Genomic DNA, 15,634 nt, shown 5'->3' on the forward strand with positions numbered 1-15,634 from the left:
AATTCCTGCTGTAGAAGTTCTATTTCAGCCGCCGACACATGGCCCGATTCACCCATCATCAGATCCACCGGATCGGCGGCCGGGGTCAGACGCATGAACAAAAACACAGCTATGGCCACTCCCAGCATAAGAGGGAAGGTGAGCAGCGTACGCTCTAAGACTTTGGCCCAACGCATAGTAGGTCACTCCTTCCTTCGACTGCCGGGGCCGGTGCCCGGCTACTTAAGATCCACATCATGCAGATTAATCCTGTTATCCGGGCTCGGCACCCAGTTAACCACGTTAGACCGGCAAGCTTCGATCTCTTGACTGGAATAGCCGAACGCCCAGGGAGCATCCTCCACAATCAGTTGTTGGATGTCTCGGTATGTTTGGGCTCGGGCCGCTTCATCTGTGGTAACGGCCGCTTTGGCCAGCAGAGCATCGAACTTGGGATTGCTGTATTGCGCATAGTTACCCCGTTCGCCAGGGGAAAACTTTGGTTGGAACAAGTCATAGGGTTCCATGGTGGAATTGCCCCAACTGCCGAAATATGCCTGTCGCTCCCCTTCTCTGAGCAACGGTTTGAGCACCCCGCCGTCCCAAACCCGGACGCTGGCTTCGATACCCACTTCGTTCAGCTGCTGAGCAATAGCTTCAGTTACATCCTTAAACTCCGATTCGCAGTCGATGATCAGGTTAAAGCCTCTGGGATGGCCGGCTGCCGCCAGCAGATCCCGTGCTTTCTCCGGTGCATACTCGTAACCTTTGATCTGGTCGTTATAACCGAAGCAACCGGGAACAGCCGGGACCGCAGTACGAATAGCATAGCCTTCCAGCACGTTTTCGATAATGGAATCCCAATCAATGGCGTGGTTTATCGCTCGGCGCACCTCCACCTTATCCAGCGGTGGCTTGGTGACATTAAGCTCCAGGAAAAACACCCGGGTGCCGACGGCTGTCTTCACTTCCACATTGGGATCGGCCTCCAGCTGACTGGCCAAATGGGGCGGTACCGCTTGAACAATGTGCACTTCGCCGGCCTGCAAAGCCGATACCCGGGTGGCTGTCTCCGGCAGCACCTTAAACACTGCCGTCTGGGCCGGAGCCGGGCCTACCGGTGGAAGATCAGGAGAGCCGCCGTAATAATCGTCGTAGCGTTCCATTACCACTTCCTCGTCCAGCCGGCCGCGTACAAATTTGAAGGGCCCGGTCCCTACTGGGTTTTGGGCAAAGTGGGCAGCACCGTGTTCTTCGACATATTTCTTCGGTACCATCTGATGGTGCGGTAGAATACGCAAAAAGATGGGCCACGGCTCACTAAAGACAAACTTCACTGTATATTCATCCAGCTTCTCCACCCGCTCCATGGGTCCCACCATGCCGGTACGAGGCGAAGATTGACCGTCAATAGAACCCGGTAGCAGAATCCGCTCAAAGCTATAGACCACATCGTCGGCGGTAAATGGATCGCCGTTATGGAACTTAACCCCTTCCCGAAGTTTAAAAATCCATTCCGTCGGTGAAGGGTTCTCCCACGATTCTGCCAGCTCCGGGACAATTTCCATCTCAGTGGTACGCGTAACCAGGCCGTCAAACATGTTGCGTACCACCGTCTCGCTCACACGATCCCGGTACAGGGCCGGATCCAGACTGTCGATGGATTGTTTAATACCTACCACTATGGTTTTATCTCCTGCCGCTGGTTCCGCTTCCGGTTTCGAACCGCCACAACCGCCCAAGAAAACAACGACCGCTAGGACCAACCCCATAAGAACTAACCACCGGGATCGCTTCACTGTTTTCGCCTCCTATTGTCTTAATAGTGCTAATCATTAATGATTAAAGGGCGCACTACTCCCCGATAAACAGATTAGTCTGAATGGTGCAACCAACAACTTGTAGACCGGCGTCTTGTGCCCGCCAACTGTATTATAACTCATATTGTTGGTTTGGTCACTACTTTTTTTGCTTGCAGCCGAAAATTATTGCCAAAGCAGGTAACTTTATTCAGCCAAATTTTGCCACCACAAAAGCGTATCCTCGATGGTGTCCAGCAGGGGGCGCGGTTCGTAGCCCAGTTCCCGGCCAGCTTTTCCGTGCAAAAAGCGGCATTTCTCGGCCACCGTCAGTACCGAGTAAGTGGTAATCTGGGGTATGGTTCGTGTTAGGCGATAGTAATAAGGCATGATTCTGCCGATAGCCAAAGCCAGACTTGTCGGTGCAACTACACTGGCCGACTTAGTGTTGGCCACAGCCTGTACCGATTGGTGCAATTCTGCTAGGGAGACATAGGTGCCGGAGAGAATATATATTTCCCCGCCGCGTCCCTGGTCCGCCACCTGAATGAGCCCGTCGGCTACGTCGCGCACGTCGACAAAATCGAAGCCGCCTTCCGTCAATAAATGGTACCCGGGCCGGGCAAAGGTGCGAATAAGCCGACCCATTTCCGAGCCTAAATAATCGTAAGGGCCGATAACACCGCTGGGGCAGGCTACCGCCACATCAAGCCCGTCCTGGGCCAAATCCAGTGCAGCGGCCACGCCTTCGGCCTTGGTCCGATCATAATTGTTCCAAGGGGCAGTAAGAGCCAAAGGTGTGCGTTCGTCCACCACCTGGCCGGGGCCGCGGGCAAAAGCATGCACTGAACCCACATGGACTAAGCGCCTTACCCCCATCTCCGCCGCCGCTTGGGCTACTGTTCGGGCCCCGGTCACGTTCACTTCCCACATAAGTCTCTCGGTGCCGGGGGCGATGGCAATGATGCCGGCCAGATGGTACACCACGTCTACCCCGGCCATGGCGGTGCGACAGCTAGCCCGATCGAGAACGTTGCCTTCTGCAAACTCTACCTCCAAACCCTGCAGCGAGGCCCGGGATTCGCCCGGCAGGACCAAAACCCGAACGCTCTCGCCCCTCTGAACCAATTTTCGGACAAGTACGTTGCCAATATGGCCAGTGCCACCAGTAACCAAAACCATGCCTTCACCCGCTTTTAGCGAAAAATAAACCGCCTCAAGTCCCTGACCTTAAGCCCGGGATTCCCGGCGGCATGGGAAGAATCGCTGCCGAAACCCTGTTTTGAACATGCAGATGGAGCGGAAAACGGGATTCGAACCCGCGACCCTCGGCTTGGGAAGCCGATGCTCTACCACTGAGCTACTTCCGCTCGCTAGAGTAATTATACTCCAACCAAATGGCCCTTGGCAAGGGTTTTGCCGGGTCAGCAAATAGGGAGGTGACAATAATTTTTGCTGGGTCCAGAAGGAAAACACCGTTACCCTGTAAAAACTACAATATGAGTCCATGACGGTGTTTGAGGAAAGGGTGATTCAAGATGCAGTTTGATCCATTAGTCTATCAGTACCCGGCTCGCCGCAACGTAGTTTATAGCCAGAAAGGCATGGTAGCTACGGGGCAACCTTTAGCCGCCCAGGCCGGGCTGGAGATGTTGCGTCAAGGCGGCAATGCGGTGGACGCGGCCATAGCCACCGCCGCTTGCCTCACGGTGGTAGAACCTACCGGATCAGGAATCGGGGGCGATGCGTTTTGCTTGGCCTGGATTAAAGGAAGACTATACGGCCTCAATGCCAGCGGCCCGGCGCCGCAGGCCCTATCGATAGAAACACTGAAGCAACAAGGCTGCTACGAAATCCCTTCCTTAGGCTGGGTACCGGTGACGGTGCCGGGGGCGCCGTCGGCTTGGGCTGAGCTTAGCAACCGTTTCGGGCAACTACCTCTGGCTAAAGTGCTGGCCCCGGCCATTAGCTACGCCGAGGAGGGCTATCCGGTGGCTCCGGGCACAGCCCAACAATGGGCCAAGAACTATCGCCGGTATGCTAAGGAAGCTGAAGGAGAAGAATTTAAGTTCTGGTTTGACACCTTTGCTCCCCTGGGACGGGCCCCACTTCCCGGAGAAAGGTGGCGCTTGGCGGCTCAGGCCCGGACGCTTAAACTTATCGCCGAGACCGATGCCGAAGCCTTTTATCGCGGTGAGCTGGCCGAAAAAATAGATGCTTTCTCCCGCTCCTACGGAGGCTTTCTTCGCCAACCAGACCTGGCTGCCTTTTCTCCGGAGTGGGTGGAGCCTATCAGCGTCAACTACCGCAGCTACCAGGTCTGGGAACTGCCCCCGAATGGTCAGGGATTGGTTGCACTCATGGCTCTTAATATCTTGGCCGGTAGGGAATTCAGCGAAAAAGAATGCCTGGACACGTATCATTGGCAAATCGAAGCCATTAAGTCTGCTTTTGCTCACGGCAGAAAATACATTGGCGATCCAAAGTCAATGACCGTTAACATCAGCGACTTGCTAACGGAAGAATATGCCTGGGCCCACCGGGAGGAAATCGGGGAAAGGGCCCGACTCCCTCGGACCGACGAACCTTTGTCCGGCGGCACGGTTTATTTAGCCACCGCCGATGAGCAGGGAAACATGGTCTCGTATATCCAAAGCAATTACACCGGTTTCGGCTCCGGCCTGGTGGTTCCGGGAACAGGCATCGCCCTGCACAACCGGGGGCATTGTTTTAGCTTGGATCCAACGCACGTTAACTCTCTTGGGCCTGGCAAACGCCCGTATCACACCATTATCCCCGGATTTTTAACCCAGGACAGCCAGCCCGTCGGACCCTTCGGCGTAATGGGCGGCCTGATGCAACCGCAAGGCCATGTCCAGGTTCTGATGAATATCATCGATTTTGGCCTAAATCCTCAAGCTGCTCTGGATGCACCGCGCTGGCAGTGGATCAAAGACAACGTGGTGGAAATAGAACAGCAGTTCCCCGAACATTTAGCCCAACAACTGGAGCGGCGCGGACACAAGCTGCGCGTAGGTCTGCATAAAGCACCGTTTGGGCGCGGCCAGATCATTTGGCGGGGTAGGGACGGCGTTTATTGCGGCGCCACCGAATCCCGCACCGACGGCTGTGTGGCCGCTTGGTAGAAATAGAGGAGCTGATCCGGTGAAACCAAAAGTAGCTGTTTTGTTGGGAGTTGTGGCGGTGTCCTTTGCGGCTCCGCTGATTAAACTCTCTACTGCCCCGGCAGCGGTGATCGCCTTTTATCGCCTGTTCCTGGCCGCCGCCGCCACCTTGTTACTGGCCAGGGGTAGACTTAAGCCAGTGCCCCGCCCGCTGTGGTGGCAGATTTTTCTGGCCGGCATCTTCCTCGGCCTTCATTTTGCCGTCTGGATTGCCTCCCTGGGTTTTACCAGCGTGCTCAGCTCGGTAGCCTTGGTAACTTTGCAACCAGTGATAGTGGCGTTGGCAGCACGCTTCTTTTTCCGGGAGCAGTTACCGGCCCAGGCTTACGGAGGCATCGCCCTGGCTGTCGCCGGCGGCCTGCTGCTGGCCGCAGTGGATATGTTGGGATCCGGCAGCAGCCTCTACGGTGATCTGTTGGCCTTTCTCGGAGCCGTGTTCATATCCGGCTACTTGATTTTGGGCCGCTTTGTCCGGCGTGAGATTGGAGTCTTAACCTACACTTTTTGGGTCTACAGCGGTGCCGCCCTTACACTCCTGCTGCTGATGCTGCGCAGCGGACAAGCGTTAATAGGCTATCCGGCCCAAGATTGGCTCATCTTTCTGGCCTTGGCTTTAGTCTGTACTATTTTGGGCCATTCGGTGTTTAATTGGGCCCTGGCCTATCTCTCTCCCACTACGGTGACAGTGGCCATCTTAGGAGAGCCTATCGGAGCCTGCCTATGGGATTATGTAATTTTCGGTGCGGTACCGGGGCTACTACAGCTGGCCGCCGGGGTGTTGCTCTTAGCCGGTGTAGCAATATTTCTGTTCGCTTCCAAGAGCCTGGCCACGGCCTCGGAATAAAGTTAACCAACAACAAAAATGTAGTCGGTCGGCTGGCTGGCCGGCTAGCCGACCCTTGGCCTCGGTATTCAGGCCAGTTGCCCCCGATAGAAAAACAGTTTATTATGTTATCAGTACAAAAGAACAAAAAGAACCGGATCTGCATGTTTAACGTCCTACGGGAGTTAAGGGAGAGGTATGAAGCCTTCACCGACAAAAATAGTTCTTGATGAAACGGAGAGACTGTCAATGGCCAGATTAACCGAACTTCTATACCAAGCGTTTAGCCTTAAGGCTTCCGATCTACACCTGACGGTGGGTGTACCGCCCACGTTTCGCCTCGATGGCCGCCTGGTCCCCGGTTCAGGCGGGATACTATCCCCCCACGACACCCTCGCTCTGGCCCAGGAGATCATGACCCCGGCAGAGTGGGAGGAATATCAGCGGCTGGGAGAGCTTGATTTCTCTTATTCGGTGCCAAAACTAGGGCGATTTAGAGTTAACGCCTTTCGCCAGCGCGGCCACCATGCCCTGGCCATCAGAACTGTGGCCCTGGTCCCCTTCACCTTAGAACAGCTAAATATGCCTCCGGTTCTAACTGAGCTGGCGCTCCGCACCAAAGGCCTTATCTTGGTTACCGGGCCCAGCGGTAGCGGTAAATCCACCACCTTGGCAGCCATGATCGACAAGATTAACAGTATTCGCAGTGCTCATATCATCACTTTAGAGGAACCCATGGAGTTTGTGCACCGACACAACCAAAGCATCGTCCAGCAAAGAGAAATCGGGACTGACACTAAGACTTACGCCAGTGGGTTGCGCGCTGCTTTGAGAGAGGACCCGGACGTAATCTTAATCGGTGAAATGCGGGATCTGGAGACAATTTCCATCGCCGTTACGGCCGCGGAAACCGGCCATTTGGTGTTATCGACTCTACATACTACCGGGGCCGCTCAAACCATTGACCGGATCGTAGATGTTTTTCCTCCCTACCAACAAAACCAAATCAAGCTGCAGCTATCCAATGTCCTGGCCGGTATCATCTCCCAACAATTGCTTCCGCGTCGACAGGGGCCAGGGCGCGTAGCTGCCTTGGAAATCCTGGTGGCCACCCCGGCCATCTGCAACTTGATCCGCGAGGGGAAAACCCACCAGATCGATTCCATGATTCAAATCGGCGCCCAACACGGCATGAATACCATGGACCAAGCCTTGGCTAACCTATACCGCCAAGGGCTGATATCGTACGAACAAGCCCTGGCCCACGCCAACGACCCCAAGTCTCTGTCAACCTAACCCACAGTAAAAAGCGACTTTGGACCGCCTGGAAAACAAGAGCCCGCGGGCAGGCGCAGAAGCCTGCCTCTAGGTTTCCTGATAATTAGTTGGCAAATAATGGTCTTAACCTGGCTTGACATTGGAAAGGATGAACCGTAATTTGAGCGGACTGTATAAATTTCTGCGACCACATTGGAAAGCTGCTTTGTTGGCACCTCTGCTGATGTTTATTGAAGTCCTGGCTAATCTCTGGCAGCCGACCTTGATGGCCGCCATTGTCGATCAAGGAATAGCTACCGGGGACATTCCCTTCATTATCCATACCGGTCTTAAAATGATCGGCATCACCCTGCTGGGGGTTACCGGGGGAATCGGTTGTACCATCGCAGCCAGCATTGCCAGCCACAACTTCGCGGCCGACTTGAGGGAAGCTGTGTTTGATCAAGTTCAGGCCTTTTCTTTTGCCAATCTGGACCGGTTTAAGACCTCGTCTCTAATTACCAGGCTCACCAATGACGTGGTTCGAATGCAAAACGCGGTCTTGATGTCGCTGCGCCTGCTGGTCCGGGCGCCGTTGCTGTTCCTAGGCGGTATCATCATGGCTGTGGCATTAAATGCCCGCCTGACAGTGATCCTGCTGGTGGCGATACCGATTTTGCTCCTGCTGTTGGCCGCTGTGGCCGGTCGGGCTTTTCCCTTGTTTACCAAGGCGCAACAAAGCTTGGATCGGGTTAATGCCGTCATGCAAGAAAACCTGGCCGGCGTGCGCGTGGTTAAGGCCTATGTAAGGGCGGACCGGGAACAAGCTCGTTTCGACCAAGCCAGCCGCCGCCTCCGGGACATCACTATACAGGCAGCGCGGATTATAGCCCTGGCCATGCCCATTATGATGCTGATTATGAACTTTAGCATTGTGGCTGTCATCTGGTTAGGCGGTATTCAGGTAACCGGAGGGCAGATGAAGGTGGGCGAAATCATGGCCTACATCAATTACATAACCCAAATCCTGTTCTCGCTTCTCATGGTAGGCATGGTGTTTATGATGTTTACTCGGGCCCAAGTTTCAGCCGCCAGGGTAAACGAAGTGCTGGCAACCAAAGTCGATATTACCGACACGCCTACTGCCACCAAAGAACCCATTAGGTCCGGCCGAGTAGAATTTATTAACGTCTCCTTTCGCTACCCGGGAGCGGTGGGGCCGCCGGTGCTGAAGAACATCTCGTTCACAGCCGAACCGGGAACCACCGTTGCAATTCTCGGCGCTACCGGAGCCGGGAAATCCACCCTGGTTAATCTGATCCCTCGGCTCCATGAGCCCACGGAAGGCCAAGTGCTGGTAGACGGCCTGGATGTACGGGATATCAAGCTGGACACACTGAGGGCCGGAATTGGCATGGTGCTGCAAGAAGCTACATTGTTCTCGGGCTCGATTAAAGACAACATCAAGTGGGGCCGAGAGGACGCCACGGATGAAGAAGTGGTAGCTGCAGCTGAGGCAGCCCAGGCCCACGATTTCATCATGAGCTTACCGGAAAAATACGCTACCCAATTGGGACAACGGGGAGTAAACCTATCCGGCGGACAAAAACAACGGCTCGCTATTGCCCGGGCTCTGATCAAGCGGCCGCCCATCCTTATTTTTGACGACAGTACCAGCGCTGTGGATATGGGAACCGAAGCTCGCATCCATAAAGCCTTAAAAGACGTAGCCAAAAACAGCACCTGTTTTGTCATTGCCCAACGGATTAGCACGGTCCTTCATGCTGACAAGATCATGGTGCTGGAAGACGGGGAGATAGAGGCCCTGGGCACCCATGAAGAGCTGCTGAGGACCAGCCCCGTGTACCAAGATATCTACCACTCTCAAGTTAGAGAGGGGGCGGATGTCAGTGCCTGATGGAAAAGCCAAAGGTCCGCCGCCGGCCATACGGCCCGGAGGAGGCGGACGACACCGACACCTGTTTGGCCCTAAGGCTAAAGCTAAGGATATAAGAGGTACAGGCAAGAGATTGTGGAGCTATTTTCAGCATCAGAGAAAGCCCCTAGCCCTGGTGTTTCTTTTGGTTTTGGCCGCTTCGGCCTTGAACCTGGTCAGCCCGTTTCTTATCGGCCGGGCCATAGACAACTATATTGTACCGCGAGACTTCAACGGACTGGCCCGAATCTCAGCGGTTATGGTGGCGGTGTACGCTCTGGCAGCTGTGATTACCTGGGTTCAACAGTATACCATTGCCGGTATCGCCCAAGACATGGTGCTCCGGCTGCGAAACGAATTGTTTGCCAAAGTCCAGACTTTGCCGCTGCAATTTTTCGACCGTGAGACCCACGGCGAGCTCATGAGCCGCATCACCAACGACATCGAAAACATTAATTTGTTCTTAAGCAGTGGCATAACCCAACTGTTTTCCGGCATTATTATGCTGGTCGGCACACTAGGGGCCATGCTATGGCTGAGCCCGCTGCTCACTGTGTTCACTCTGCTGGTAATACCGCTGATAACTCTTGCCATCAGAACCATAGCCCGACGAACAAGAAAACTGTTCCTGAGTCAGCAGGAAAAGCTGGGCCAATTGAACAGTATGATCGAAGAAACACTGACCGGCCAGCGAGCGGTTAAGGTGTTTGTCCGCGAACAGAAGGTGTTGGAGCAATTTGCCGCTGCCAACACCGACCTTAAAACCGTCGGGATTCAGGCCCAGATCCTGTCCGGGGTAATTCCACCGCTGATGAACATGTTTAACAGTCTTAGTTTTGCTATTGTGGCCGCTGCTGGCGGCCTGCTGGCAGTGAAAGGGCTGGTTACCGTAGGCGTAATCGCCAGCTTCACCAATTACTCCCGGCAGTTTACCCGGCCGCTGAACGAACTGGCCAACCAATTCAACCTGGTTCAATCGGCCCTGGCCAGTGCGGAACGAGTGTTCGAAATCATGGACCAAAGCCCGGAAGAGGATACGCATTCGGGCCTGGTAGCACTCAAGGATGTTCGCGGGGAGGTCAGATTCCACCATGTAAGCTTTGGCTACCGGCCCGATGTCCCGGTGCTAAAAGATATCAATCTGTCGGTAAAACCAGGGGAGGTCATAGCCCTGGTGGGTCCCACCGGTGCCGGCAAAACAACCTTTGTCAATCTGTTGGCCCGCTTCTATGATCTAAACGAAGGGGCTATCTATATCGACGGTCAAGACATAAGTGCCGTCAAAAGGGACTCACTTAGATCCCAGTTGGGCATTGTCCTACAAGATACACACCTGTTCTCAGAAACTGTCCGGGAGAATATCCGCTACGGGAAACTTAGCGCCACCGACGCCCAAGTGGAACAGGCGGCCCGGTTAGCTCAGGCAGAGCCGTTTATAATCCGGTTGCCGGCGGGCTACGATACTGTGCTGTCGGAAGACGGAGGCAGCTTGAGTCAGGGGCAACGCCAGCTATTGTCCATTGCCAGGGCTATTTTGGCCGATCCGGCCATCTTGATCCTGGATGAAGCTACCAGTAGCGTAGACACCCGGACTGAACTTCAGATCCAACAAGCCATGCTCAATCTCATGCACGGGCGCACGACTTTTGTCATTGCCCACCGCTTGAGTACCATTCAAAACGCCGATCTGATCTTAGTTATCCACCACGGCCGGATTATTGAGCGGGGAACCCATCAGGAGCTGCTGGCAGCCAAAGGCTTTTATTATGACCTATACATGAACCAGTTTCGATACCAAGCCTCCTGAAAGAGCCTCACGACCTGTTCTGCCGTCCCTGTCCGTGTTCCCATCCAGCGCCCTTCGCGTAGGGGCGGGTCCCCGTGCCCGCCCGTGCCCCCATCCAGCGAACTTCAGGTAGGGGCAGGCCTCCGTGCCCGCCCGTGTTCCCATCCAGCACCCTTCACGTAGGGGCGGGTCCCCGTGTCCACCCGTGTTCCCATCCAGAGCCCTTCACGTAGGGCGAGAGCTCTGTCCCTTCCCGAAGCCTGCAGGGTAAGACAAGACTCCGTCGAATAATGCTAGGAGAGAATAACTGAAGGAGGTTCTGAAAATGGGAATAACAGTCTCAGACATGCATCACGTGGCCGTGCAAGTGGCCGACTTAGAGCGTTCCATTACCTTTTATCAAGATACCCTGGGGCTGCGCCTACAAAGCCAAGACGATTTATCAGCCCGAGGCCTAAAGAAAGCCCTGCTCCGGGCCGGTTCAGGCACTGTAGAACTGCTACAGTATTTGGGTCAGCCGGTGCCGGCTGACGACGGGCCGGTAGCCCATATCGCCTTTAGAGTGGCCGACATTGATAGGGCCTGGGCCGAGCTGAAAAAAGCAGGCGTGCAACTGGAGGATGAAGCCCCCCGGGAGCTGGAAGGAGGGCTCAAGATCGCCTTCTTGCGCGGACCGGACCAAGAACTGATCGAGCTCCTAGAACCTTAGAACCTTAAAAAGCCGTCCACTGCAAAACCTTCCCGCCGAAAACGGTGGGGAGGCCACTGCCCTGAGCTAGTCCTGAGTTTCGTGAAATGTGAGTGACGTGGCATGACGCTGTTTTTCTCTCCATTTTAGTCGAGGAGTGATACCTGTGCTTATTCAATGTACAAAAGCCCTGCTGGATAGGATGAAAATCAGCCCCAGTGAGCTGAAATCGCCGGAGGGATATGAGCAGCTCCCACACGCCTTAATGGCTTGGCACGCCAACATAGTCAACATAGACCGGAGAAAAGCCATTGTTTTGATGAACAATGCCACAAGATTCCCAGTGGTCATATACCGACCGAAACCAAAAGATTTTGCCCGCGCAAAAGACCTCATCCGGGAGGCAATTATAGTAGCGCTGCGTATGGAAGGCGTCTGTGAGACGGTTATTGACAGATACATGGCAGATGCAGGAGAAATTGAGTTTTCAAAAACAGCAAACAGAAGCTTGGTTGCCAAAATGAATCACGCCGTCCGTGAAATAGGATTTATGCAGGAATATCTGGATGAAAGCACCTTGATGCAACGATACATAAGCATTGTGACTGGAAGGCTCTACCAAGACTCACCGGATGATACGTACCTTTTGCCGATCGAAAAAATGCTTGAATACCTTAGTGGTTATCTTGATAAGGATGGGAACGGAACCCGCAGATCAGTTCTAGATGTAGAGCTATACCAACTGAAGATACAGATAGAAATAGAAGGGTTTGATATCTGGAGAAGGGTCTTAGTACCGTCAACCTTTTCGTTTAGGCATCTTCACAATGTTATTCAAACGGTCTTTGACTGGCTTAATTATCACTTGCATGTGTTTGAAGCCAAAAAGAAGGGTTCAAAGGTAAAGCTGATCGTAATGGATGACGATCCTGAAACACTGGAATGGCTGGATTTCGACCGCTACAATGTTTTGCAGGAACGGTTTATTGCCCTCAAAGACATCTTCCCCGATCATGAGGAAGTCACATACGAATATGATTTTGGGGATTCATGGCAGCACACCATAACACTTGAAAAGACAACTAGATCCAACGTATTTAGGGCAACGTATCTCGATGGAAAAGGCGAAAGACCGCCGGAGGATGTGGGTGGAGCCGGGGGTTATATGGAGTATGTGCAAATCATGGCCGACGATACAGATCCCGAACACGAGAACATGAAACTTTGGGCAGAAAGCCAAGCTGAAAGAAAATGGAGCCCGGAAGATATAAACCGCCGACTCGGGCATTGCCTTAGTGGGTACGGGTATACGCCCTTGTGGCAATAAAGGCAGTCTATTATACAGCATCAGTTCTCGTGCTGTTCTGCCGTCGGGCCGCAACAGTCTCTTCGCCAAACGATCCTCCCCATTAAAAAACCTCCCTACCGAAAACGGTGGGGAGGTCTGTATTTATACCTTTATTGCCGCCCACTGCCGACCGCGGTATCGAAGCAGTAACAGGGCGGAGCGCAGGCAAAAGTCAAAGACGGTAATTATCCAGACGGACCAGATGGGCAACTCTAGAACAACTACTGCCAGTGCCACCAATGGTAATCGCAGCACCCAGTTCCCTAACAGGGAAACTAAGAACGGATAGCGAGTATCGCCGGCTCCGCGCAGTGACCCAGCGATGACTTGCTCCAAGGCAATGGGCATTTGCTCCAGGGCAGCAATACGAATACAGATGGTGGCCAATTGCACCACGTTAGGATCGCTGGTAAAACCCCGGGCAATGACACGGGGAAAGAGAAAAAATACAGCCCCTGTGATCCCCATTACAATTAAGCTGTAACGTGCTGTTAAGAAGCCGCTTTGAACAGCACCATCTCTGTCTCCGGCTCCTAAATGCTGACCTGTAAGAGTGGAGGCAGCAATGGCAAACCCATACCCGGGCATATAAGAAAACGATTCTGCTGTGATGGCCACCTGGTGGGCGGCCAATGCCGCTGTGCCCAGCCGCCCAATCAAGAAGAACCCCGCCAAACTGCTGATTGTATAGACTAATTCCTCTAGCGCTGCCGGTACACTAAGACGAATTATTCGCCGCACCAAGCTGGAATCCCAGACCAACAATCGTTTCAGCGGCACCTGGAGAGCCAACTGCCCACTAAAAATCAATATTAAGCCCAGCACGGCCCCTATGATTTGGGCGCCGGCGGTGGCCCAAGCCGCTCCGGCCACCCCCAGGGCCGGTATTTGGCCCCAACCAAAAATCAGTACATAGTCGCCAACGATGTTTATGAGGTTGGTAAAAAGAGCTAGAAGAAGCGGAGTACGGGTATTGCCAGAGCCCCGGAGCAGAGCATTTCCCACAAACAGGGGCAGCATAAATAATGTAGCCCTACTGACAATTCTAAGGTAATCTGCAGCCAAGTGTTGTACCGCCGGCTCGGTCCTACTTAGACTAAACAGCGTTCCGGCCGAAAAGTAGCCCATTGCTGCCATAACCAGTCCTAACAAGAAGGCCAGTGCCAAGGCCTGGCCCGCAACCTTATCGGCCTCAGCCTGATCCCCGGCACCGACAGAACGGCTCACCAGTGCGGCGGCGCCGGTACCCACCGCAGCAAAAACAAAGATGGTGGAAAAGACAACACGACTCCCCAGGGCCACCGCCGCTAACTCCCTGGCCCCCAGTTGCCCCACCATGGCAGTGTCCACCACACCCACCAGCATATGTAAACCCATCTCCAAGATCGCCGGCCAAGCCAACTGCCGAATACGCCGTCCCAGGTTGCTGTGATCCTCTCTACGTAAAAACTGCGACAAATTTGGTCCTCCCTCACTGCCAAGCCAACACAATAATTATCACCAGGGTTCATTGTAGCACAGCTGAGAGCGGCGGACAACGTACATTACCCTCCCTTCCCTTTGTCTACAGCCCCCTGCCCTCTTACAGGACTAAGCTCTAAGGCCTGCATTTCACATCATGCTCTTTACATGTTACAATAATACTGGTTGACAAATCACAAATGCCTGGATATTGATCCATATCTACTCATAACTGGGGGGACTAGAATTGAAAGTTGGAGTTTTTTGGCGTAAGTTTCGTAACGTGGAGCTTCAAAGAATGGTTTCCAGTAAGAATATCTATGACGATGCCTACGACGAGGCCTTTCAGCACCTGACGGCCCTCCAGGGCGCCGGTTTCGATGCTGCTCTAATCGAGTGGAAAAAGGATCCTAAAGAGACCCTCAAAGACCTGTTAAGCCCTAAGATAGACATTGTTTTTAATGCCTCGTCCCTAAGAGAACTGGCTTTTTTGCAAGCATTCAACATGCCCTTTGTCGGTTCCGGCTTAGATCTTGTCGCCACCAGCAAGGCGGCTCGCAAAAAGGTGGTCGCTTTTCACCGGTTGCCGACACCAAAGTTTTTTGTAGTGAAAAGTCCCGACCAGATTCCGGAACATTCCCTGAGATATCCGTTGTTCGTAAAACCTGTAAAAGGCCGAGGCAGCGGAGGAATCAGCGAAGAGAATGTGATCAAAGAGCCTGCGGCCCTGCCCAAAGTAATCGATAAAATAACTCAGCAAATCGGCCAAGCTGCTCTGGTAGAAGAGTTTATACAAGGGCGCGAAATCACCGTCGGTATTATTGGTAATGAAGACCCAACAATACTGCCCCTTTTAGAGATCGAATACAGCTCAGCTATAACTAACACTTACGAACATAAGATGCTCGGTAACGAAATAATTCATTGCCCTGCTGATTTTTCTGAGACGGAAGAAAAACGGATTAGAGACACGGCGCGAAGAATCTACCAAGTCTTAAACGCCCGAGATTTCGGCCGGGTAGACATGATCGTGGCTCCGGACGGAACGCCTTTCTTTCTGGAGATTAATACCTTCGCCGGTCTCACCATGTCCTCGGACACAGCCCACAAAGGTTACATGGGATACATGGCCGAAGCCAAAGGCATGTCTGCATCGGAGTTCATCGGAAGCATAGTTCGGTACGCTCTAGAGCGTTACCGGATTAAACCAACCCAAGCACTAACTTCTTAAATCTAAACAGCCGACCTAAATTTCCCGCCTGTTATGTGATTCCGCCACCAGATAAGCTTGTCTTATACTTGCTCCTGGAAATGCCAGTGAACTTCCAGGAGCCTTTTTTGTCCAATCGCAGCCATAATAGGCAAGGAAAAG

Annotated in this window: 12 protein-coding genes and 1 tRNA gene; 8 read left to right on the forward strand and 5 right to left on the reverse strand. The window is 53.5% G+C overall.

Annotated features, from left to right (window positions below):
* The 4 genes from GX016_02330 to GX016_02345 all read right to left on the reverse strand — a co-directional run.
* A partial coding sequence (locus GX016_02330) for a peptide ABC transporter permease (GenBank protein ID HHT70402.1) occupies positions 1–176 on the reverse strand: 176 nt, incomplete at its 3' end.
* A 42-nt stretch (positions 177–218) separates the two neighbouring features.
* Entirely contained in the window at positions 219–1,751 is a 1,533-nt protein-coding gene (locus GX016_02335) for an ABC transporter substrate-binding protein (GenBank protein HHT70403.1), read from the reverse strand.
* Between the two features lie 234 nt (positions 1,752–1,985).
* On the reverse strand, positions 1,986–2,960 hold the full coding sequence (locus GX016_02340) for an NAD-dependent epimerase/dehydratase family protein (protein HHT70404.1): 975 nt from the start codon (positions 2,958–2,960) through the stop codon (positions 1,986–1,988).
* 113 nt (positions 2,961–3,073) lie between these two features.
* Positions 3,074–3,148, reverse strand: a tRNA-Gly gene (locus tag GX016_02345).
* Positions 3,149–3,316: 168 nt separating this feature from the next.
* Between GX016_02345 and GX016_02350 the strand changes: the two genes are divergently transcribed.
* The 7 genes from GX016_02350 (at position 3,317) to GX016_02380 (ending at position 12,780) form a co-directional block, all read left to right on the forward strand.
* A complete protein-coding gene (locus GX016_02350) occupies positions 3,317–4,924 on the forward strand; it encodes a gamma-glutamyltransferase family protein (protein ID HHT70405.1) in 1,608 nt (535 codons plus the stop codon).
* 19 nt (positions 4,925–4,943) lie between these two features.
* Positions 4,944–5,807: a DMT family transporter gene (locus tag GX016_02355; protein HHT70406.1), complete on the forward strand. Its 864-nt coding sequence runs from the start codon at positions 4,944–4,946 to the stop codon at positions 5,805–5,807.
* A gap of 228 nt (positions 5,808–6,035) precedes the next feature.
* On the forward strand, positions 6,036–7,082 hold the full coding sequence (locus tag GX016_02360) for a type IV pilus twitching motility protein PilT (protein HHT70407.1): 1,047 nt from the start codon (positions 6,036–6,038) through the stop codon (positions 7,080–7,082).
* Positions 7,083–7,212: 130 nt separating this feature from the next.
* The gene (locus GX016_02365; protein ID HHT70408.1) at positions 7,213–8,961 is read left to right on the forward strand and encodes an ABC transporter ATP-binding protein; all 1,749 of its coding nucleotides are present in this window, start codon (positions 7,213–7,215) and stop codon (positions 8,959–8,961) included.
* Entirely contained in the window at positions 8,948–10,786 is a 1,839-nt protein-coding gene (locus GX016_02370) for an ABC transporter ATP-binding protein (protein HHT70409.1), read from the forward strand. Before GX016_02365 ends, GX016_02370 begins: the two co-directional genes overlap by 14 nt.
* 304 nt (positions 10,787–11,090) lie before the next feature.
* Positions 11,091–11,474, forward strand: a complete 384-nt coding sequence (locus tag GX016_02375) for a hypothetical protein (GenBank protein HHT70410.1) — start codon at positions 11,091–11,093, stop codon at positions 11,472–11,474.
* A gap of 145 nt (positions 11,475–11,619) precedes the next feature.
* On the forward strand, positions 11,620–12,780 hold the full coding sequence (locus tag GX016_02380) for a plasmid pRiA4b ORF-3 family protein (protein ID HHT70411.1): 1,161 nt from the start codon (positions 11,620–11,622) through the stop codon (positions 12,778–12,780).
* Between the two features lie 123 nt (positions 12,781–12,903).
* Here GX016_02380 and GX016_02385 read toward each other — a convergent pair whose 3' ends face one another.
* Positions 12,904–14,259, reverse strand: a complete 1,356-nt coding sequence (locus GX016_02385) for an MATE family efflux transporter (GenBank protein ID HHT70412.1) — start codon at positions 14,257–14,259, stop codon at positions 12,904–12,906.
* A gap of 250 nt (positions 14,260–14,509) precedes the next feature.
* Between GX016_02385 and GX016_02390 the strand changes: the two genes are divergently transcribed.
* A complete protein-coding gene (locus tag GX016_02390; protein HHT70413.1) occupies positions 14,510–15,493 on the forward strand; it encodes an ATP-grasp domain-containing protein in 984 nt (327 codons plus the stop codon).
* Positions 15,494–15,634: the final 141 nt, after the last annotated feature.

Source organism: Bacillota bacterium, from assembly GCA_012837285.1.
GTDB lineage: Bacteria > Bacillota > DTU030 > DUMP01 > DUMP01 > DUNI01.